This window comes from Bacillus sp. SD088 (assembly GCF_017355205.1).
Taxonomy (GTDB): domain Bacteria; phylum Bacillota; class Bacilli; order Bacillales; family Bacillaceae_C; genus Lederbergia.
Genome location: NZ_JADIJK010000002.1, coordinates 86,275 through 106,628, shown reverse-complemented (window position 1 = coordinate 106,628; position 20,354 = coordinate 86,275). Strand labels below are relative to the sequence as shown.

The window sequence follows — 20,354 nt, the reverse complement described above, 5'->3', positions numbered from 1 at the left end:
GCATTTTATTTGTGTTACTAAGCATTTTTACGGTGGTTTTGACTTTGATTATGATAAAATTAGGAAAATTTTTGTTAGGGGGAAAGTGCATGACTATTAAATGGGATGAAATTACCTTTGATAATATAAGTAATTTAGAAAATACCCTCAAAATTTTTGATCGAGCATTTCCTGTCGAAGTGAGAGAATCACATGATGTTTTCTTAAGAAGCTTACAATATGCAAAAAAAAGTAAACCAAATAATTTTCGATTTCTAATTGGGTTTGAAGGAGAGAAAATCGTATGTTTTGCAACAGGACATTATTTGGCGGATGTTAATATTGGGTTTATCGTGTATATTGTTACGGATCCTCTTGTGAGGAGTAAAGGATTAGGAACAAAAACATTATTGAAATTAGAAGAATTGCTAAACGAAGACTCTTGTTTAGCAGGAAACCCTTTTCTGAAAGCAGTCATCCTGGACGTAAGGACGGGCAACCCGACGTCCTCAAAATGCCGAGGAGAAAGAATAAGTAGTAAGGATACGTCGATTGAAGTTTCACTTTATTAATCGGCCTTATGTTCAATAATAAGCTGAATGAATTGGCAAGTAATTCACATAGCCGGATTGTGCATCAATGGTTATAATAAGAGAATGATTGATTTTGGGGGAGGAGAATGGCCTTGACCTGGGAGATTCTTAACATCATTGGTACACTAGCTTTTGCAATAAGTGGTGCACTGATAGCGATAGAAGAAGATTATGATATATTAGGTGTTTTTATCTTAGGGTATACAACAGCTTTTGGTGGTGGTTTGATCCGGAATCTCTTAATTGGGATCCCGATAGAAAATATTTGGCAGCAAGATTTGTTATTTGCTGTTGCTTTTTTCGTGATATTGATTGTATTTATTTTCCCTAGTAAATGGATACATTTTTGGCAAAGATGGGTCGTCTTTTTTGATGCGATTGGTTTAGGGGCCTTCGCCATTCAAGGGGCTAGATATGCGGTTTCTATTGATGCGCCACTTATTGCTGTGATTATTGCAGCCACAATAACTGGTGCGGGTGGCGGGATGCTTCGGGATGTATTTGCTGGCCGAAAACCGATGATCTTCCACTCAGATATTTACGCTTTATGGGCGGCATTAGCAGGTCTTTCCATTGGCTTAGGTTTGATCAAAAGTCCATCCTCGACCTATCTGTTACTGGCTTTCATTGTTCTGTTTAGAATGTTATCTGTCTACTATAAATGGAATTTACCTCGCAAAGGAAAATGGAATCGACTGCACAGGGTTCAAAGTAGTGACGCCAAAAGCAAAATGTGATTAAAAAGGGAAAATATCTCCATGTTTGGAACCATATTTCCCCTTTTCCCCGCACTAACTGGCTGTAAAACCCCTACTGATTGAAGTTTCACTTTATTGTATTACTTTTTGTCTATTTGGTAATAATTTCTCAATAAATAAGCAACCCATTTACAATGAGGGTGATTGCGAATATTTTCGATTAACCCATGAATAATGACCAGCCCGAGAGAAGGTTTTGTTAATTCCTGTTTTAGCAAGAGTAAAGATTCCTTTTCAAGTGATTCTTCCATTTCACTAATCTTTTTCTCTATGACAGTCAGCAGTTGTTCCTTGGTGATGTTAAGACTTTTCCCGTGTTCAATTAAAAGTGTGTAATCTTGGGAAATAAACGGTTTCGTCATATGCTTAGCTAATAAATTGGTCTTCTCTACAAGGGTTTGGGACAATAAGTGAAAATCTAATTGAATATTTTCAAATAAAAACAGCTCCGCATACATCTTCATAAAACTTTTTATACAGAAGATGAGGTCGTATTTCGTATCCTTAACTTCGTCACCGTATAATCGCTCAATCATCGATAAGATTGCTTTTTCGTGAAATTTATCATAATCATGTATTTTCACAATAAGTTCTTGGTTCACGGTTTGCATTTGTTCTTTCATAAAAATTCGCGCAAAGTTCATATGTTTATGAAAATATGTATGACATGTGTAGTAAAATTCATATAGAAGCTTATCTTCAGATGAGGTTTTGACCAAGTAGTCAATATCTGAAGTAATTTGCATCATAAAATGATCAATGAGTGTTAAAATCAATTCATCCTTGGATTTAAAAGAAAGATAAAAGGCTCCTTTAGAAATTCCACAATGATCGGTAATTTGTTGAACAGAAGTAGCTTCAAACCCCTGTTTTGCAAAAAGTTCTAACGCCTTTTCCATAATTAATTGTTTTTTTAGCATTCGAATGTTTCTCCTCTAACTTTTTTGTTGACAATTGACTAATTAGTCATTAGTATAGGTAATTAAGTTAGAAAAGTCAATTGGGGGTAGGTATTGTAGTGAAGGGTTTAGTCAATTTTGTCATAAAAAATAAATTAGCCGTATGGCTTCTGACGATTATTATTGTAGTCTTTGGTTTATATTCGGGAAGTCGGATGAAGACGGAGACCATTCCTGATATTTCGATTCCGTATTTAATGGTGATGGATGTCTATCCTGGGGCCACTCCGGAAAAGGTTATGGAAGAAGTGTCCATGCCTCTAGAAAAAAAGATAGAAAATTTAAAGAATGTGAAAGCTGTTTATTCCAACTCTTATTCTAACATGTCTAATATTCAAGTGGAATATGATTATGGAATTGATATGGATGAAGCGAATCGAGAATTAAGCTCCGCTTTAGATGATGTAACATTGCCGGATGGGGCAGAGGTCCCAGAAATTACGGCAATTAATATGAATATGATGCCTGTCGTAGCTCTTAGTGTGAGTAGCACAGAGGAAGACATTGTTGAGCTGACATCCACAGTTGAAGATATTATTCTGCCGAAAATTCAGAAGCTAGACGGTGTTGCTTCTGCTTCGATTACAGGTCAGCACATTGAAGAAGTCGATCTAACATATGATGATGAAAAAATGGCTGAACTGGATATAACGGAAGACACAGTGAAAGATATGATACAAGCAAGTGATATGGCTGTTTCATTAGGACTGTATGAATTTGAAGAAGGAGAACAGGCTGTTGCGGTAGACGGAAAATTCATGACCGTTGACGAATTGAAGGACATGTTAATTCCTGTTACACCTTCAGAAACGAACCCATCTCCATTTGTCAAACTTAGTGATATTGCCAAAGTGGAATTAGTTGGTAAGGTAGAATCGGTTTCACGTACAAATGGGGAAGATGCGATTGCCATTCAAGTGATTAAAGGGCAAGAAGCGAATACTGTTGATGTTGTAAATGAAGTGAAGAAATTAGTCAAAGAGGAAGAGAAGAATATCGACGGTCTTGTTATGGACGTTTCACTTGACCAAGGAGAGCCAATTGAAGATTCAGTTGCAACCATGATCGAAAAGGCTCTATTTGGTGGACTGATCGCCATCTTGATTATCCTTCTATTCCTACGTGATTTTAAATCGACGATTATATCGGTTGTATCGATTCCAGTCTCGATTTTCATGGCTTTATTATTATTACACTGGTTGGATATTACCCTAAACCTTATGACCCTAGGGGCTATAACGGTAGCGATTGGGCGGGTGATTGATGACTCGATTGTTGTTGTGGAGAATATTTATCGGCGACTTCACTTGAAAAATGAGAAGTTAACAGGACGTGCCTTGATTAGAGAGGCAACGATTGAAATGTTTAAACCGATTATGTCCTCCACATTAGTTACGGTTGCCGTATTTGCTCCTCTAGTTTTTGTAGGAGGAATGGTTGGGGAACTATTCGTACCATTTGCCTTAACGATGGCATTTGCGCTTGGTGCTTCCTTAATCGTGGCGATCACGATCGTGCCTGCTTTATCTCATTTCTTATTTAGGAAAAAGATATACGGTAAGAAAACGGAAAGTCACCATAAAGAGGTTGGTAAACTAGCGAACGGCTATAAGAAAGCTCTTGAATGGACACTGAATCATAAGGCGATTACATCGATCATTTCGATTATCTTATTAATCGGTAGTTTGACATTAACGCCTCTGATTGGATTTAGTTTTTTAGGTAGTGATGAAGAGAAAGTAATGTATCTAACCTATACACCAGCAACAGGAGAATTGGAAGAAGATACGTTAGAGAATGTAGGAAAAGTGGAAGAAGAGTTATTAAAACGGGATGATATTGATATTTTACAATTATCGATTACCGAGAGTGGCGATTCCATGTCCGCTATGATGGGTGGGGGAGCTGGTGGTGCGCTAATGTACCTTATCTTTGATCCCGATATGGATGACTTCCAAGAAGTCCGCAAAGAAATTGAAAACTATGTGTTTGACATTGGTCAATCCGGCGAGTGGAAGAGCCAAGATTTCTCCTCCATGGGAATGTCTACCAATGAAATTAGTTACTCACTCTATAGTGAAAATCTTGATAGGCTAAATGAATCTGTAGGCCTGCTAGAAGACGTGATGAACGAAAATGATGGCATTGAAGATGTTACTTCCGATGCGGAAGATCCTTATGTTGAATATACTTTTAAAGTAGAGCAAGATGAATTATTACAATATGGTTTAACAGCTGGCCAACTTGTGATGCTGTTAAATCCAAGCACACAAGAAGAGGTTTTAACAACCATTGAAAAAGATGGAAATGAAGTGAAAGTCATTGTTCAACAAGAGCAAGAAGAACAACCTGAATCCATTGATGAGCTTCTGGACAAACCTGTAGAAACTGCGGTTGGCACAACAATGCCATTATCAGAACTTGTGGAAGTGGAAGAAGGAACAACTTTAAATACACTTGCACGTAGTAAAGGTGAATACTACGCAACTGTATCTGGGACGATCCTTGGGGATGATATTTCAAAAGCTACATCTGAAGTCGATAAAGCGATTGATGATTTAGATTTACCAAAAGGTGTCACAGTTGATGTTGGTGGTGTAGCTGCAGATATGACAGAGACCTTTACTCAATTAGGAGTAGCAATGCTTGCTGCGATTGCGATTGTCTACTTTATTCTTGTTGTGACATTTGGAGAGGGAGTTGCGCCATTCTCGATCCTATTCTCACTACCATTTGCGGTGATTGGTTCATTTGTTGGTTTATATATCGCAGGTGAAACGATCTCGGTATCCGTGATGATGGGACTATTGATGCTTATTGGAATTGTCGTGACCAATGCGATTGTATTAGTCGATCGTATTGTCCGGATGGAACGCGATGGTATGGGTATGCGTGAAGCGATCTTAGAAGCGGGGGCTACGCGTCTTCGACCAATCCTAATGACGGCCATTGCGACCATAGGTGCATTAATTCCATTGGCTGTCGGTGCAGAAGGTGGAGGCGGCTTTATTTCGAAAGGCCTAGCCATTTCCGTTATTGGTGGTCTAGCAAGCTCTACCTTGCTAACATTGATCATTGTACCGATCGTGTATGAGATCTTGTCCAAGTTGTTTAAGAAAAACAGGAAAGAGATTGAAGAGAATTAATTAATAGGGAACAGCCCTGTAAGGTGGTGTGACATCTTGCAGGGCTGTTTTTTTATAAAAAATAGACTAGCTAATTACCCCCTTGAGGATCTCTGTTATTTTGCTTTTTTCAAATAGTCGTCCTATACTAGTTGTGAATAATGGCATATCGTTATCTCTTTTAGAATTTTTAAATTGTGTCCTATTAACTATAGAGTCTTTTCTATGTAAGGTAAGAAAGAAAGTATAAATTTCGGCTAATGCTTGATCTAGCTCCAGGCGCCATCGGCTCGAGGCTCGCAGGAGCGAGTCCATCGGCGTTGCGCCAGGACGGCGCGAACTTAGCCGATGTTCTGCAAAATAACCTGAGCCAATAAAAGTCAAAACCGGACTTTTCTTGTCTCAGAACATTTGCTTGTCGGGGCTGAGCAAGGCGCTTGCGCTTTTCTTATAAATAATAACTTTGTATACGAGGCAAAATAGGGGTGTGTTATGAGTAAACCGACTTTCAAGGATATAGCAAGGGTAGCTGGTGTATCCCATGGTACCGTTTCAAATGTTTTAAATGGAAAAGGAAATGTCAGTGTCAAGAAAATTCAAATGGTAGAAGCAGCAGCTGAAAAATTAGGTTATAAAATAAATTATACAGCTAAGACGTTACGGTCGGGCTCTACAAATGCAGTGGCAATCATTCTACCAAGTATTAAACTAGAGGAATATGCGCTGATGTATGAAGGATTAGATAAAACCTTAACGAAACTTGGATATCGCACACATTTATACTCGACCTACGATTTACAGCATAATGAAAATCATATTTTAAAAGAGATTGCTGCTGAACGGATGACAGGAGTTGTAACCGTTTCTTGCTTAGACGATGCTACTCGTTACTATCAAGAGTTAGATATCGCAAAGGAACATATTGTATTTGTAAATAGAAGGGTGGCGCATGCAGAGAAATTCATAGGGTTTGACTTTGAATTGGCAGGAAGGGAAATTTCAGATTACCTTAAAACGAAAGAATATCAATCAATTGGAATCTTCTCAGATCAAATACGGTTTAGTAATGAAAAGGAATTTGTAGAGCGCTTGAAAGAAGGGCTGTGTGAGCAGAAACAAGTAAAAATCATACATTCAACCCTTAATCAAACGTATAGCAAGGTATTTGACTTTTTCCAAGAACGACAATTTGATATTATTGTCACGACAAGTTTAAGCAAAGGAAATATATTAAAAAAGGCCTATCTATGGGGCTCTACTCAAAAAATGCCAAAAATATTATGTCTTGCTCCAACTCAGTTAAATTTTGATGAAAGTATTGAATTCTATCAATTAAATTTTCATTTTTTTGGCAGCAAAATTGCAGAATTATTAATTAACCAGGTAAATGGTAAAGAAGATATTAATCCTACTAATTTATTTAAAAATAATGGGTTAAACAAGTTCGGGGATTACCTTGATCGTGAACTTTATAAGAGTACCTTGAACTTTTTGACGATTCCAAGTCCCACAACAGAAGCAATGAGTAAAATAATCCCTTACTTTAAGAAGAAAACAGGGATAGAGATAAAATTAACGATAAAACCATATGAAGAAATCTACAAGACTCTCTCTGATCCAGAAAAATATAACCACTATGATATTATCAGGATGGATATGGCTTGGCTTTCTTGGTTCGGTAAAGACGTATTTTCTCCATTAAATGGAATTGATCAAAATTTTGATCAAATATTAAATGGCTATCCAACGTATATTAAAAGGAATTATTCGGAAATAGATAAGGTTGCTTATGCCCTGCCATTTGATTCTAGTGTGCAAATGCTGTTTTATCGTAAAGACTTATTTGAGGATCAGAAGATCAAACGTATATATTTTGAAAAATATAAAAGGGATTTGCTCCCCCCTAAGGATTTTAGTGCTTTTAATAAAATGCTGTCTTTCTATACGAGTTCTTATTTTGAAAATACCTCGATAAAGTATGGTACTAGCGTTATTTTGGGAAGATCCGAGATTATGGCAGCGGAATTTTTGACAAGATATTATACTGAGAAAGGAACATTAATCAATAAGCAAGGCCAAATCTGTTTAGATCCTGCTATAGCCAAAAAGGCTTTGCAAAATTATATGGAAACGGTTAATCTTTCACAAAAGTTAGATACAAATTGGTGGGGAGAAGCCGTAACAAGTTTTGCCAATGGTGAAACGGCGATGATGATCGGTTTTGCTAACCACGTTTCTAGAATCGCTCATAGTGATATTGGCTCATTGATTGGGTATGCTGCTGTACCTGGGAATAAGCCGCTTCTAGGCGGTGGGGTTGTTGGGATTACCAAGCAAAGTAAGAATAAACGTGCAGCGATTAATTTTCTAAATTGGATCAATGAGACCGAAACGGCTGAACAAATTACACTATTGGGCGGCACGTCTTCCAATCAAATGGTATATGAGAACCAAACAATTCGTATGTTGTATCCTTGGCTAGAAGGGATGAACGAGGCGAATGATGATGGAATTAGAGACACGAAAGATAAGACTGGAAGAAGGCTAAATACAAGGAGTATTGAACAAATCATTGGAAAAGCGATCCATGAGGTATTAATTGGTAATGTAGATATAGATGAAGTCATTCAGCAACTTAACAGACAGCTGTTGGATGCGCAAGATACTTTAATTAAAGTGTAAAAATATAGTGAAAAGCAATTTAATTTAGCGATCTCCTTTTTTAAAAAAGGAGGTCGTTTTTGCTTTTGAAAAGGTCCTTTGTTTGTAGGAATTGAATCTATTTTTCTGCCATTGATCTTTATGATTATTTTTGAAAGCGGTTGACAATAATTTTGGCTTTGAATATAATGAAGTCGAAATTGACACGTTCCAAAAACGGAGGGGTGTAATAGGCATAAAATCAAAATAATGCTGATCAGTTGATATAAGTAAAGGGGAAATTAGAAAAGACAGAAGAGAATTAAGGATCAAAAGGCCTGATAAAATAAAAACGAAAGAGAGGGATTTGATTATGAAAAAAGTATATTTTTTATTATTTGTTTTCGTTCTTTTATTAGCTGCCTGTAGTAAGAAAGAAAAAACAAACGAAATAACCACTGATGAAAACTTTAACGAAACGGGTATGCCGATTGTGGATGAGCCTATTACTCTAGAGTTTATGGCAAGAAAGAGTGACGCTGATAATTATGATGAGGTCTTAATCTGGAAGGAATATGAAAAGATGACAGGGATCCATATTGATTGGAATCTGGTTCCAAGTTCAGGTTGGACGGAGAAACGTAATTTAGCATTGTCTAGTGGAGATTATAAGGATGTGTTTTATACGGCGGCCCTTTCGAGTTCTGATTTAAGTGAATATGGTAGCCAGGGGATGTTCTTGAAGCTGAATGATTTAATCGAGCAGTATATGCCTAATTTAACAGAGGTCCTCAAGGAATATCCCGAAATTGAAAAGGGATTATATGATGCAGATGGTAATATCTATTCCCTCCCTGGTTTATATGAGCCTGATTTTTGGTCCGTTATTTCTGGACACAAGCTTTGGGTGAGAGAGGATTGGCTAGAGAAATTAGGGATGGATGTTCCAGAAACAACAGATGAGTTTTACGATTACTTAAAAGCAGTAAAAGAAACAGACTTAATCGGAAATGGTAAAAATGAAGAAATTCCATTTGGAAGCTATAGTCTAGATGGATTAAAGGGTTGGATGCGCGGATCATTTGGACTTGCAAATAGAGGGAGTAGTCATACCTTTGTAGATTTTGATCCAGAGTCGGATGGCTTACGGTTTATTCCTACAACAGATCGTTATAAAGAGATGCTTGAATATTTGCATAAACTTTATGATGAAGGATTAATTCAGGAAAATATATTCTCTTCAGCAAATGACAACAATTCGAGCTATGCAAACGGAACAAATGGATTGCATGGAAGTACAGTATTTGTAAATACTGAAGCCATTTATGGAGAAGAGGAAGGTTCTAAATTTATTGGAATTGCTCCATTGGAGGGGCCACATGGCGATCGAATGGTTTCCACCCAACGCTCTCCAATTGCAGCAAAAGGAGCTTTTGTTATTACAGATAAAAATGAACATGTGCCGGAAACATTAAGATGGTTAGATTACTTTTATAGTGATGAGGGTGCGAAATTTTTCTTTATGGGGATAGAAGGAGAAACGTATGAGGAAAATGAAGACGGTAAATTGGAATTTGTAGATAAAATAAAAAATAGCCCAGATGGATTAACTATGGAACAAGAACTTTCCAAATACGTCACCTACTTAGGTGGTGGATATCCAGGTATTATGAAAGAGCAATTCTTTGATGGGGCTGAGAGTATTCCGTCTTCATTAGCTGCTGCCGAAGAAATGAAACCATATATGCTTGAGGAAGTATGGCCAGAATTTTCCTACACAAGTGAAGAATATAAGAAGAGATCTACTTTAGCTGCTGATATAGAAAAGTATGTAAAGGAAATGGAAGATAAGTTTATATCAGGAAGTGAATCTTTTGAGAATTGGGATAAATATGTTAACACAATTGAAAAGATGAATTTAGAGGAATATATGGAAATCGAAAATACCGCTTATGAGAGATATAAAGAATCATAGAGGGGGAAGCAAGCCCCCTCACTGTTATACGGTACATAGAAAGCATTATCTATTTTGGACGCCATGGTTCCATAGAAAGTGAGTAGATTAAAACATGATAAAGGAATTTATGCAAATAAATAATTTATTAATAGAAAAATTACAAAATGAGCCTTTTCTCATTGTCGCTCATAGAGGGACTGCCCTAGGCAATATTATTGAAAATACGATCCCTTCCCTAATTGCAGCATGTCAATCGGGTGCAGATATTGTTGAGATCGATGTTGTTCAGTCATCTGATGGTCAATTTTATCTATTTCATGATGGAAATGAGAATAGACTCTTAGGGGAAAAGAGAAATATTAAGCAGCTTTCATCGGCTGAGATCGAGACATTGCACTATTATAATTCGATTCGCCATAAAATTAATTATCAAGTAGAGAAGTTAGAGGATCTATTAAAATATGTAAAAGGAACAGACTATTTAATTAATATCGATCGTTCGTGGGCATATTGGGATAGGTTGTTACCATATCTCGATTCATTTAATTTAGAAAATCATATTCTTTTAAAATCTCCTGTTAAAGATTTATATTTACAGCAACTTGAAAAACATCCAACGAAGTATATGTACTTCCCAATTGTAAAAAGTCTAGACGATCTAGAGATCATACGAGAATGTAAAAATGTAAATATAGTTGGGGTAGAAATCATTGCCGAAAACCAAGACTCGCCGTTTTTTCAGGATGAACTTATAGAAAGCTTAAGAAATGAGTATCACTTTGTTTTTGCAAATGCTATTCGGTTAGATGATAAAGAAGTTTTGTTTGGTGAGTTAGATGATGATCTCTCCATTTTAAAAGGGCCTGAATACGGCTGGAGGAAGGTCGTGGAAAAAGGGTGTAATGTGCTACAGACAGATTGGACAGGCTTATTGGATCAATATCGCCAAAAAGAACGGGAGGCTTTATCCCGCATTAACTAGCAGTAAGTCCTCCACTTCGAGACCATGAGTCTAAGTGGGGACATTACACCACGATCAGCTTCACTTAATAGGTATTGAATAATCAGTTGGGTGTGCCTTAACTCATGGAACCGAGCCCTTTTCAAATGTGACAAAGAGATTGAGAAAGTGGGCTTAGATCAATATATGGACATTCAAGCAGAAGCGCATAAACGATATAAAAACAATTAATAATTTGCATTGAACTGGGGATAAGGTTGCCTTCAATCATTTGTACAACCTTATCCCTCTATTGACAAAAAGGAGGTTCCTTTATGCATATGAAGAACGCGGAGGTCGAGCATAAAATCGTCATGCCTGGAAGTCGCTTTTCGCGAATCCGCAAAAACTATCTTAAAAGCTGGCAATTGTATACCTTTCTATTACCGGCCCTGATCTTTTTTATCGTGCTCAGTAAAGAAGCTGATGCAATGATTGAAGACTGGGGTTAGGAGTTTTCTTCTAGCAAATTGCAAGAACTTCCTATGGCAAAACATATTTAGGAAGCTCCTTTTACATAATGATGTTGTGAAAATACAGTTTGATTATAGAAACCTAGTAATTAATGAATCAATCTAGCAAAAAGAATGCACATATATCTATTGTAAAAAGCCCTTCAATCAGGATGAATTGAAGGGCTTTTTATCCCGGTGCAATCCGTCCGTAAGACCCCCACTTCAAGATTAGGAGATTTCAAAGAATCTAAGTGGGGGATAACGGATGCTAACACCCCGATAAGTTTCGCTAACCATCAGTGGGGGATGAAGAAAACTTCCACTGATGGCAGTCTAGCTTTTTAAGTGGAAATTTTATTGATAGTTGCCCTCTATGCTAAAATGGAGTGAAGAATAACGAATGGGTGATCATATGACACAAATGATTAAAATAGCTGTCAGGACGCTTGTAGAATATGCTTTTCGAAGTGGGAGCATTGAAACAGGGTTCCGTACCGCTTCCTCTTTGCATGAAGGCACAAAAATCCACCAGAAGATTCAAAAAACCTACCGTGAAACAGATCAAAAGGAAGTGTATTTGAAAACGGAGGTTCCGTTTGATGATCTTACGTTTCGGATTGATGGGCGCTGTGATGGTTTGCTAATAGACGAGGATGGAATGATCACCATTGACGAAATTAAATCGACCTCGATGCCGTTGGAACAAATCACAGAGGAAACCAATCCAGTGCACTGGGCGCAGGCGATTGTGTATGCCTATATTTATGCTCAGGATCATGACCTATCGGAAATACATATTCAACTCACGTATGTTCAGGTACGGACAGAAGAAGAAAAAAGATTTCAGCGAATGATGAAAAGGGAAGATTTAGCGGCTTTTGTTATGGATGTCGTTTCCCGCTATGCTGCTTTTGCGCGTTTAAGGATGGCCCTACGACAAAAAAGGGATGTGAGCGCCAAAGCTCTATCCTTTCCATTCGGAGAGTATCGACAAGGACAACGTAGGCTTGCAGGTTCAGTTTATAAAACGATTCAGGAGAAAAGGACTCTTTTCGCAAAAGCTTCAACAGGAATTGGTAAGACGATTTCAACGACTTTTCCTGCAGTGAAGGCGATAGGCGAAGGACATGTGGAGCGGCTTTTTTACCTTACAGCGAAGACGATTACGCGTACAGCTGCTGAGGAAGCGTTTCGCCTTTTACAAGAGACAGGACTAGAGCTTATTGTCGTGACGATTACGGCAAAGGAGAAAATTTGTTTTCAGGAAAAGGTAAAATGCGACAAAACGGAATGTCCATTTGCGGATGGCTATTACGATCGAATTAATGGTGCTGTTTCGGATATATTAGAACATGAAAAAATGCTTACGAGACCTGTGATTGAGAAATATGCTCGTAAACATATGGTTTGTCCTTTCGAGTTTTCACTTGATTTGGCGTATGCTGCAGATGCAGTGATCTGCGATTATAATTATATGTTTGATCCCAGGGTATCCCTTCAACGGCTCTTTGAAGAAGAAAAGAAAAAGACTGTGTTATTAATTGATGAAGCCCATAATCTAGTTGATCGAGCAAGGGAGATGTACTCAGCCACTGTTGTCAAATCCCATTTTCTCGATTTATATCGTTTATACAAAACGGATCACAAAGGGATTGCAAAGGCGGCCAAAAAAGTGAATGACCATTTGCTAGAGAAGAAAAAACAAAATCAAATGCTTGAGAAATCATTGGATGACAAGCTTGTGCAAGCGGTAGATGCTTTCACCTTTAGGGCTGAGGAAGAATTAGTAAAAGGCGAAGAAGTGGATGAGCTTTTATTGGAAACCTATTTTGAAGCCCAGGCCTTTGTAAAGATTGCCCGCTTGTATGATCAACGTTTTACGAGTTATTTGACTGTCAGTGGTAGTGAGGTCGAATTAAAGCTATTTTGTTTAGACCCGTCGGCCCAATTAGAACAGATGGGGAAAGGGTTTCGCTCCAAAATTTTCTTTTCAGCTACCTTGACCCCTGCTGGCTATTATATGAACTTGCTTGGTGGAAAAGAAAACGATTATGTGCTCTCTATTCCGTCCCCTTTTGACCGAGAGCATGTCGAAGTTATGATCCAGCCGTTATCCACAAGGTATCGTGATCGAGACAATACGTTGGAACCGATGGTACAGTTTATGGTTGACACTTTGCAGAAAAATGCAGGGAATTTCCTCGTGTTTTTCCCTTCGTATCAATATATGCGGATGGTCTATGAGCATTTTATCACGATGGCACCAGATATGAAGACGATTGTGCAAGATGGGGGGATGACAGAGGAACAACGTGAAGACTTTTTGGCAGCCTTCCAGGAAAATGAGGATTCAACAGATCGACTAGTAGGATTTGCGGTGCTTGGTGGTATATTCTCTGAGGGGATCGATTTAAAAGGAGAACGACTGCAGGGTGTGATCATTGTTGGCGTGGGATTGCCGCAGATTGGCCTGGAACGCGATATTATCAAAGATTATTTCCAAGCAATTGGCCATAATGGGTATGATTACTCGTATGTTTATCCCGGTATGAATAAAGTGCTACAAGCAGGTGGCCGATTAATTCGGACAGATTCGGATCATGGGATCATTGCTTTGATTGACGATCGGTTCTTGCAACCAAAATACCAAGCATTGCTTCCCTATGAATGGCAACACTTTAAGATTGGAAATGATAGAATGTAAATAAAGTTAATTCGACAAAATTCGAGGGGATTCGGGGCGTGCCAGGCACCTTAAGAAAAGGGGGGAAAACACTTGAATGGTAGGATAAGTAAAGAGAAAATCATAGAAATGTGTGGTGCAGTTTCCTTTAAAAGAGGGAAGGCTTATTTTGAAGCGGATAAGGTGAGGATTAATAGTGTTGGTTCTACTCGTTGTGAGGCGACTGTTACTGGAGTGGAGGATTTTCAGGTTACGATTGAAAAGGATGGGAGTAGCGGGATCCGGACGAAGTGCAGCTGTCCGCCGTTACCATCTATTAAACATGATTGTCAGCATATTGCGGCTGTGTTAGTTGCGATCCACGAACGCCAACATAGCAACAAGTCCTCATCTCCCCAAAACCATGCGCTTACGGAAGGCTTGTTTCACTTGTTTGATGCTGAAGAAAAGCAAACTAGTCGGCATCAGCTTCATTTTGAGAATCGGAAGGTACTGGACGTCACGTTTTTCTGTCAGTCTGTCAGAGTGAAGGATGGACCAAATATGTTGGGGATCGGAGTGGAAGTAGAAACGAACCATGTACCTAATCTCCGAGAATTCTTAGAAGATGTGAAAAGAGGAAATTCGAGCCCACTTACCTCTCTTTTTGCTTATCATCCAGAGCGTCATTGTTTTCGAGAGGAAACAGATGCTGTCCTTCAACAGCTTATTCAAGTAATAGAAGACGAAGAGATCTATGTGGATACATTACCAGACAAAACAGAGTGGGCTTTCAGCAACGATATTTTACTTATCCCACCCTCTTCTTGGGAGCGACTAGTCCCTTTACTATCCAGTGCCCCTTTGGTGAAATTAACTCATGGTGGACAACAGTTTGACCGGTTTTGCCGATCCGACGGGCCGTTGCCTTTACAATTTGATCTTTTGGGGATGCCGAACGGTGACTATCAACTCAAAATTGAGGGGTTGCAGCTGATGACGGTATTGAATGCCTATCGCACCGTTCTTTTCAAAGAAAAGGTTGTTCTGCTGGAAAGGAAAGCGAGTGAACGTCTTTCAGAGTTAAAACAGATGCTGACATCTTCTTGCTCCAATCGAATTTTAATTCCGCACTTCCAAGTTCGTGATTTTTTAGTAAAAGTAGTGCCTGGTTTGAAAAAGTTGGGAAAGTTCCAGCTAACAGGGAACATTTCTGAAGAATTCTCAGGGACACCATTGGTTGCTAAATTATACTTGGATCGTGTTAAAAACCGCCTTCTTGCCGGGTTAGAATTTCATTATGATGGGCTTGTTATTTACCCACACGAGCGAGAAGTAGAGACAGGCCCCGTACTGATAAGGGATGTGGAAAAGGAGGCGATGATCCTTCAACTTATGGAGGAAAGTTCTTTTGCTCAAACAGAAGGTGGCTATTTTTTGCATAATGAAGAATTGGAATACGATTTTTTGTATCATATGCTTCCTAAAATGGAGAAGCTTGTGCACGTATATGCCACAACTGCTGTAAGAAGTAGAGTTTTTAAAGAGAAGGCCCATCCGCGGATTAAGGTAGGGTTCAAAAAGGAACGGACGAATTGGTTGGAATTTAAATTTGAAATGGATGGTATTCCCGAAAGGCAGATTCGTGAGGTTCTGGCGGCACTTGAAGAGAAACGCAAGTATTATCGTTTACGGAGTGGTGCTTTGCTTTCTCTTGAGACTAGGGAGTTTGCAGAAATCCAACGCTTCCTTCAAGCCGTCCCGATTCAGGATGAAGATCTGGAAAGTGGTCTGAATGTGCCCGTTGTCCGTGGCTTCCAACTTATGGATTCGACTAATGATCCAGATGTATTCAAGCTAGAGACTTCCTTTCGTCAGTTTTTAAAAGAAATTCAAGATCCGAATCAATTGGACTTCGAAGTGCCGAAACCGGTGGAACCAATCTTATATGAATACCAGAAGCATGGTTACAGATGGATGAAGGCTCTTGCTCGTTTCGGTTTCGGGGGGATCCTTGCCGATGATATGGGACTTGGAAAAACCTTGCAAAGTATGACGTTTATTTTATCTGAGCAGTCCGATATTCGTAAGCAGAAACGGCCCGTTCTTATTGTTTGTCCGTCCTCACTTACCTATAACTGGCTCAATGAGTTTGGCCAATTCGCGGCTGATCTTAAAGTTGTTGTGATCGATGGTCAAAAGGCGAAACGGATGGCTTTACAAAGAGACATGACCGCTCACGATGTTGTGATCACTTCTTATCCATTATTACGAGCAGATATCAAATGGTACGAAAAACAGTCTTTTCATACAGTGTTTTTTGATGAGGCACAGGCATTTAAAAATCCTTTTACCCAAACGGCAAAAGCAGTAAAAAAAGTGCAGGCCGATCATTACTTTGCTCTTACGGGGACACCGATTGAAAATTCATTAGAGGAGCTTTGGTCGATTTTTCATGTTGTTTTTCCTGAACTATTTCAAGGATTAAAGGATTACAGTAATCTTTCAAGAAAAAAGATCATTCGCCGGATTCGTCCGTTTTTATTACGAAGAACGAAAGCAGATGTACTCCAAGAATTACCCGAAAAGACAACAGCGCAGGAATCGGTGGAGCTACTTCCAGAGCAGAAAAAACTGTATGCAGCCTATTTAGCCAAATTAAGGCATGACACATTAAAACATCTGGACAAAGATACGCTTCGAAAAAATAAGATCAGAATCCTTGCTGGTTTAACACGCTTGCGGCAAATATGTTGCCACCCAGCTCTGTTTGTGGACAGCTATAAAGGGAATTCAGCGAAGTTTGCACAACTGTTTCGGATTTTAGAGGAAGCAAGGCTTTCTGGAAGGAGAGTATTGGTTTTCTCGCAGTTTACAAAAATGCTTCAACTTATTGGGAGGGAATTAGCAAAGCAAGGACAGCCGTATTTCTATCTTGACGGGCAAACCCCATCAGAAGAACGATTGGAAAGATGCCGTCGTTTTAATGCAGGAGAACGACACGTTTTTCTTATTTCCTTAAAAGCAGGTGGGACAGGTCTTAACTTAACAGGTGCTGATACGGTCATCCTCTATGATACTTGGTGGAATCCTGCTGTGGAGGAACAAGCCGCAGATCGTGTTCACCGAATTGGTCAAACAAAGTCTGTCCAAGTGATCAAACTAGTCGCCCGTGGCACAATTGAGGAAAAAATGAATGAGCTCCAAGAGAAAAAAAGACACCTCATAGATGAGGTAATTGATTCAAAGGAGAATTTCCCTTCCTTGCTTACAGAAGAGGATATTCGAGAAATACTGATGATTCAAAAGGGTATGGACGATGTCGTAAACTAGAAAAATTGGTATCCCTAAAAGAGCTTTGCCAAACTGATATGAAGGAAATCCCCCGCCTTAAGCGCATCTCAGTGGTTAAGCGGGGGAATGTTTTACAACGCATCTTTAATCACTGTTTTACAATATACCACAGACAGCATGCCGAAAATCGAGTATAAAGCAGTATAGATCACCATGACAATTAACATGGGTGTCCACAATTCTGTGCCAAAAAGGAACCATCCTGATTTGACAGCGAAATAGCTATGAGATAGACCGACAACCAAAGGAATACCAAAATTAAAGAGTTGTTTGGCTTGAATCCCTCTTACTAAATCTCCTTGGGTGAAGCCTAGTTTTCGTAATATCGTATAATTCGGTCTCTCGTCTTCACTTTCATCCATTTGTTTAAAATACAGGATACAACCAGATGTAATTAAAAAGGTGAGGCCCAGAAAGGCGACGATAAACATTATTAGTCCCATGCTCAATTTCTGATTAATGCTTACTTGAAGCTGAGAAAGGTTTTGTGAATTCTCGCTAAAATCAAGACTTTGAAACAGATCATTGGCCTCTGCCAATTTCTCATTGTCCTTAAGATTGATTCCAATAAATAGCGAGGAATCCATCTGGATATCTGGGTTCAGGTCATTCTTCAACCGTTGAAAAACGGTGTCCTTGACAATGGCGGTAGGCAGACCGCCGGACGTGAAATTATAAGGAATAATGGTTTTATCTTCTAAGCCGATATATCTCTGCTGAATTGTTTCTTTTTGTCCTATCCATTCGATATTGCCTTTAGTTTTGAAGGACATCATTGTATTTAGGGCATTATTGGCCCCTGTGAAAAGTGTTTCTCCCTGTTTTAAATCTACTTCCTTGACGTCTTTTTCGCTAATAACGGAGAGGGTCATGGTATTTGGATCAAAGTTTACTTCTTCCAGATCTACTTCCAGTATTTTCTCCACATTTGCATCTACTTGGAGGACATCGATTTGCGTTTCACTATAATCTATATTTTTTCCCATTAAGGCCTCTTTGAATTGGTCCGCATCTTCAACATTTGTTAATGAAAAATGAGCGGGTACATTGCTTTCTGCATTCTTTTCCGCAGAATAATAAGAAATATAGCTTAAAGATAGTAAGCCAATAGCAAGTGCAGAGACGGTTGTGATAATCGTTAATAACAGCGCATTTGATTTCATACGAAACATAATGGAAGAGAGGGATAACACTTCATTTATATTTAAGTATCCCTTTTTCCTTTTTCGGATGATATTTGTAATGAATGTAACAGATCCTTTATAAAACAAGTATGTGCCGATGATCACTGATCCAAGAATAAAAATCATCGCTAAGAAGAGTTGAATCATATCAGAAAAGTCCCCATCAAATAATTTTGATGAAATATAATAGCCTGAAAGGATAAAAATAATCCCCAATGCCCCAAAAACAATGTCAAATAGGCCGATTTTTTTCACTCGTCCTTCTGCTGATGAAACCACTCTAAATAAGGATAGAATCGTTTGTCTCTTTATAAACATATAGTTCATGAGCAGGATGAAAAGGTAGATGACAGCAAAAACGATCAGTGTTTGAATCAGGGCTTCTATAGAGAAGCGAAGCTTGGTGCTTGCCTCAAGGCCGACCACTTTAAATAAGATCATCATGATAAGTTTTGAACTAGAAAAGCCGACAAAAATACCAAATAGTAAGGAGCCAAAATAGAGAATAAAGTTTTCTGTGCTCAGAAGCTGGAAGATTTTATTTTTCGTCATTCCAATCAGCTGAAACAAGCCAATTTCTTTACTACGACGTTTAATAAAGAGCTGATTCGCATATAAAAGGAAAATGGTGACAATAGAAACAAGGAGGACAGATGCAGCCCTTAGCCCAGCGGCTCCTTTCACAGACCCTTTTGTTTCATCCATAGCTGGATCATATTGCAGGGTAACAAAGGCAAAATATAGTGCGACACTAAAAACTAAGGCAAACACATAGAGATAATAGTTTTTTATGTTTTTCTTAAGACTACGAAGGATGAGTTGATTAATATTCATGCTGCACCCCGCCTAATATAGCTTGTGTCTTCATAATATCCTCGAAAAATGCTTGTCTTGGTTGTTCGCCTTTATTTAACTGAGAATAGATCTGTCCATCCTTTATAAAAATGACTCTACTACAGAAACTTGCTGCGGTTGGATCGTGCGTGACCATAATGATGGTAGCCTTTCGTTTTTGATTTAATTCGCTTAGCTTTTTTAATAAATCAGCAGCTGATTTCGAATCAAGTGCTCCTGTTGGTTCATCAGCAAAAATAATACTTGGCTGGTGGATAAAGGATCGGGCCGCAGAGGTGCGTTGCTTTTGACCACCTGATATTTCATTTGGATACTTATCTTTTATCTCTTCAATGCCTAGTTCTGTGGCAACTGTTGTAAATTTTTGTTGAGCTTCCTTTTTGGCTATCTTTGCTATAGATAACGGCAATAGAATATTTTCCTTGACCGTCAATGTATCCAATAGGTTATATTCTTGAAAGATAAAGCCTAAATGATTCTTCCGAAATGTTGCCAACTCTTTTTCCTTCATATTGGTCATTTCTTTGCTATCAATTGTAATAGTTCCATTACTTGCTTTATCGATAGAGGAAAGTACATTAAGTAAGGTAGTTTTGCCTGATCCAGATGCTCCCATAATGCCGACAAATTCCCCTTGGTCCACACTAAGATCGATTCCCTTTAGCACTTCCTGTTTATTAAATTTATTGCCATAGTGCTTATATAATTTGCTTGCTTCTAATATCTTCAAAACGACACACTCCTTTAAAAGATTGTTCAAAAGGCCCGATAAAAATGACACTACGAATTTCTTCGTCCTAGTTATCCCGAATTAACTGGCAGTAAGACCCCCA

Annotated in this window: 12 protein-coding genes; 9 read left to right on the top strand and 3 right to left on the bottom strand. The window is 38.6% G+C overall.

The window, feature by feature from the left end; genetic code table 11:
• Nucleotides 1–89 precede the first annotated feature (89 nt).
• Nucleotides 90–551, top strand: coding sequence for a GNAT family N-acetyltransferase (locus IPU53_RS02280; protein WP_207447138.1), 462 nt, complete (start codon nucleotides 90–92; stop codon nucleotides 549–551).
• Nucleotides 552–664: 113 nt separating this feature from the next.
• Nucleotides 665–1,309, top strand: a complete 645-nt coding sequence (locus IPU53_RS02275; RefSeq protein ID WP_207447490.1) for a trimeric intracellular cation channel family protein — start codon at nucleotides 665–667, stop codon at nucleotides 1,307–1,309.
• Between the two features lie 101 nt (nucleotides 1,310–1,410).
• Here the strand turns inward: IPU53_RS02275 and IPU53_RS02270 are convergent, their stop codons facing one another.
• Entirely contained in the window at nucleotides 1,411–2,250 is an 840-nt protein-coding gene (locus tag IPU53_RS02270; protein WP_207447136.1) for a TetR/AcrR family transcriptional regulator, read from the bottom strand.
• 98 nt (nucleotides 2,251–2,348) lie between these two features.
• On the opposite strand from IPU53_RS02270, the gene IPU53_RS02265 reads away from it, so the two are divergent.
• The 7 genes from IPU53_RS02265 (at nucleotide 2,349) to IPU53_RS02235 (ending at nucleotide 17,461) form a co-directional block, all read left to right on the top strand.
• Nucleotides 2,349–5,435 carry an efflux RND transporter permease subunit gene (locus IPU53_RS02265; RefSeq protein WP_207447134.1) on the top strand — a complete coding sequence of 1,029 codons (3,087 nt, stop codon included), beginning with the start codon at nucleotides 2,349–2,351 and terminating at the stop codon, nucleotides 5,433–5,435.
• A 471-nt stretch (nucleotides 5,436–5,906) separates the two neighbouring features.
• Nucleotides 5,907–8,096: an extracellular solute-binding protein gene (locus tag IPU53_RS02260; protein WP_207447132.1), complete on the top strand. Its 2,190-nt coding sequence runs from the start codon at nucleotides 5,907–5,909 to the stop codon at nucleotides 8,094–8,096.
• 331 nt (nucleotides 8,097–8,427) lie between these two features.
• A complete protein-coding gene (locus tag IPU53_RS02255; protein ID WP_207447130.1) occupies nucleotides 8,428–10,029 on the top strand; it encodes an extracellular solute-binding protein in 1,602 nt (533 codons plus the stop codon).
• 94 nt (nucleotides 10,030–10,123) lie between these two features.
• A complete protein-coding gene (locus IPU53_RS02250; RefSeq protein ID WP_207447121.1) occupies nucleotides 10,124–10,993 on the top strand; it encodes a glycerophosphodiester phosphodiesterase family protein in 870 nt (289 codons plus the stop codon).
• A gap of 293 nt (nucleotides 10,994–11,286) precedes the next feature.
• Nucleotides 11,287–11,463, top strand: coding sequence for a hypothetical protein (locus IPU53_RS02245; protein ID WP_207447119.1), 177 nt, complete (start codon nucleotides 11,287–11,289; stop codon nucleotides 11,461–11,463).
• Between the two features lie 415 nt (nucleotides 11,464–11,878).
• Nucleotides 11,879–14,170, top strand: a complete 2,292-nt coding sequence (locus tag IPU53_RS02240; protein WP_207447488.1) for an ATP-dependent DNA helicase — start codon at nucleotides 11,879–11,881, stop codon at nucleotides 14,168–14,170.
• A 72-nt stretch (nucleotides 14,171–14,242) separates the two neighbouring features.
• Complete coding sequence (locus IPU53_RS02235; protein ID WP_207447117.1) at nucleotides 14,243–17,461, top strand: DEAD/DEAH box helicase; 3,219 nt, start codon at nucleotides 14,243–14,245, stop codon at nucleotides 17,459–17,461.
• A 92-nt stretch (nucleotides 17,462–17,553) separates the two neighbouring features.
• Here the strand turns inward: IPU53_RS02235 and IPU53_RS02230 are convergent, their stop codons facing one another.
• Together IPU53_RS02230 and IPU53_RS02225 are read right to left on the bottom strand one after the other, a co-directional pair.
• Nucleotides 17,554–19,500, bottom strand: a complete 1,947-nt coding sequence (locus IPU53_RS02230; protein ID WP_207447115.1) for an ABC transporter permease — start codon at nucleotides 19,498–19,500, stop codon at nucleotides 17,554–17,556.
• The gene (locus tag IPU53_RS02225) at nucleotides 19,490–20,251 is read right to left on the bottom strand and encodes an ABC transporter ATP-binding protein (RefSeq protein WP_207447114.1); all 762 of its coding nucleotides are present in this window, start codon (nucleotides 20,249–20,251) and stop codon (nucleotides 19,490–19,492) included. The genes IPU53_RS02230 and IPU53_RS02225 overlap by 11 nt, the downstream gene beginning before the upstream one ends.
• Nucleotides 20,252–20,354: the final 103 nt, after the last annotated feature.

What these genes read in the sequence shown, in the direction of transcription:
- IPU53_RS02280 (WP_207447138.1), top strand. Translation starts at nt 90, where the DNA reads ATGACTATTAAATGGGATGAAATTACCTTTGATAATATAAGTAATTTA.
- IPU53_RS02270 (WP_207447136.1), bottom strand. Translation starts at nt 2,250, where the DNA reads ATGCTAAAAAAACAATTAATTATGGAAAAGGCGTTAGAACTTTTTGCA.
- IPU53_RS02260 (WP_207447132.1), top strand. Translation starts at nt 5,907, where the DNA reads ATGAGTAAACCGACTTTCAAGGATATAGCAAGGGTAGCTGGTGTATCC.
- IPU53_RS02255 (WP_207447130.1), top strand. Translation starts at nt 8,428, where the DNA reads ATGAAAAAAGTATATTTTTTATTATTTGTTTTCGTTCTTTTATTAGCT.
- IPU53_RS02250 (WP_207447121.1), top strand. Translation starts at nt 10,124, where the DNA reads ATGATAAAGGAATTTATGCAAATAAATAATTTATTAATAGAAAAATTA.
- IPU53_RS02245 (WP_207447119.1), top strand. Translation starts at nt 11,287, where the DNA reads ATGCATATGAAGAACGCGGAGGTCGAGCATAAAATCGTCATGCCTGGA.
- IPU53_RS02240 (WP_207447488.1), top strand. Translation starts at nt 11,879, where the DNA reads ATGACACAAATGATTAAAATAGCTGTCAGGACGCTTGTAGAATATGCT.
- IPU53_RS02230 (WP_207447115.1), bottom strand. Translation starts at nt 19,500, where the DNA reads ATGAATATTAATCAACTCATCCTTCGTAGTCTTAAGAAAAACATAAAA.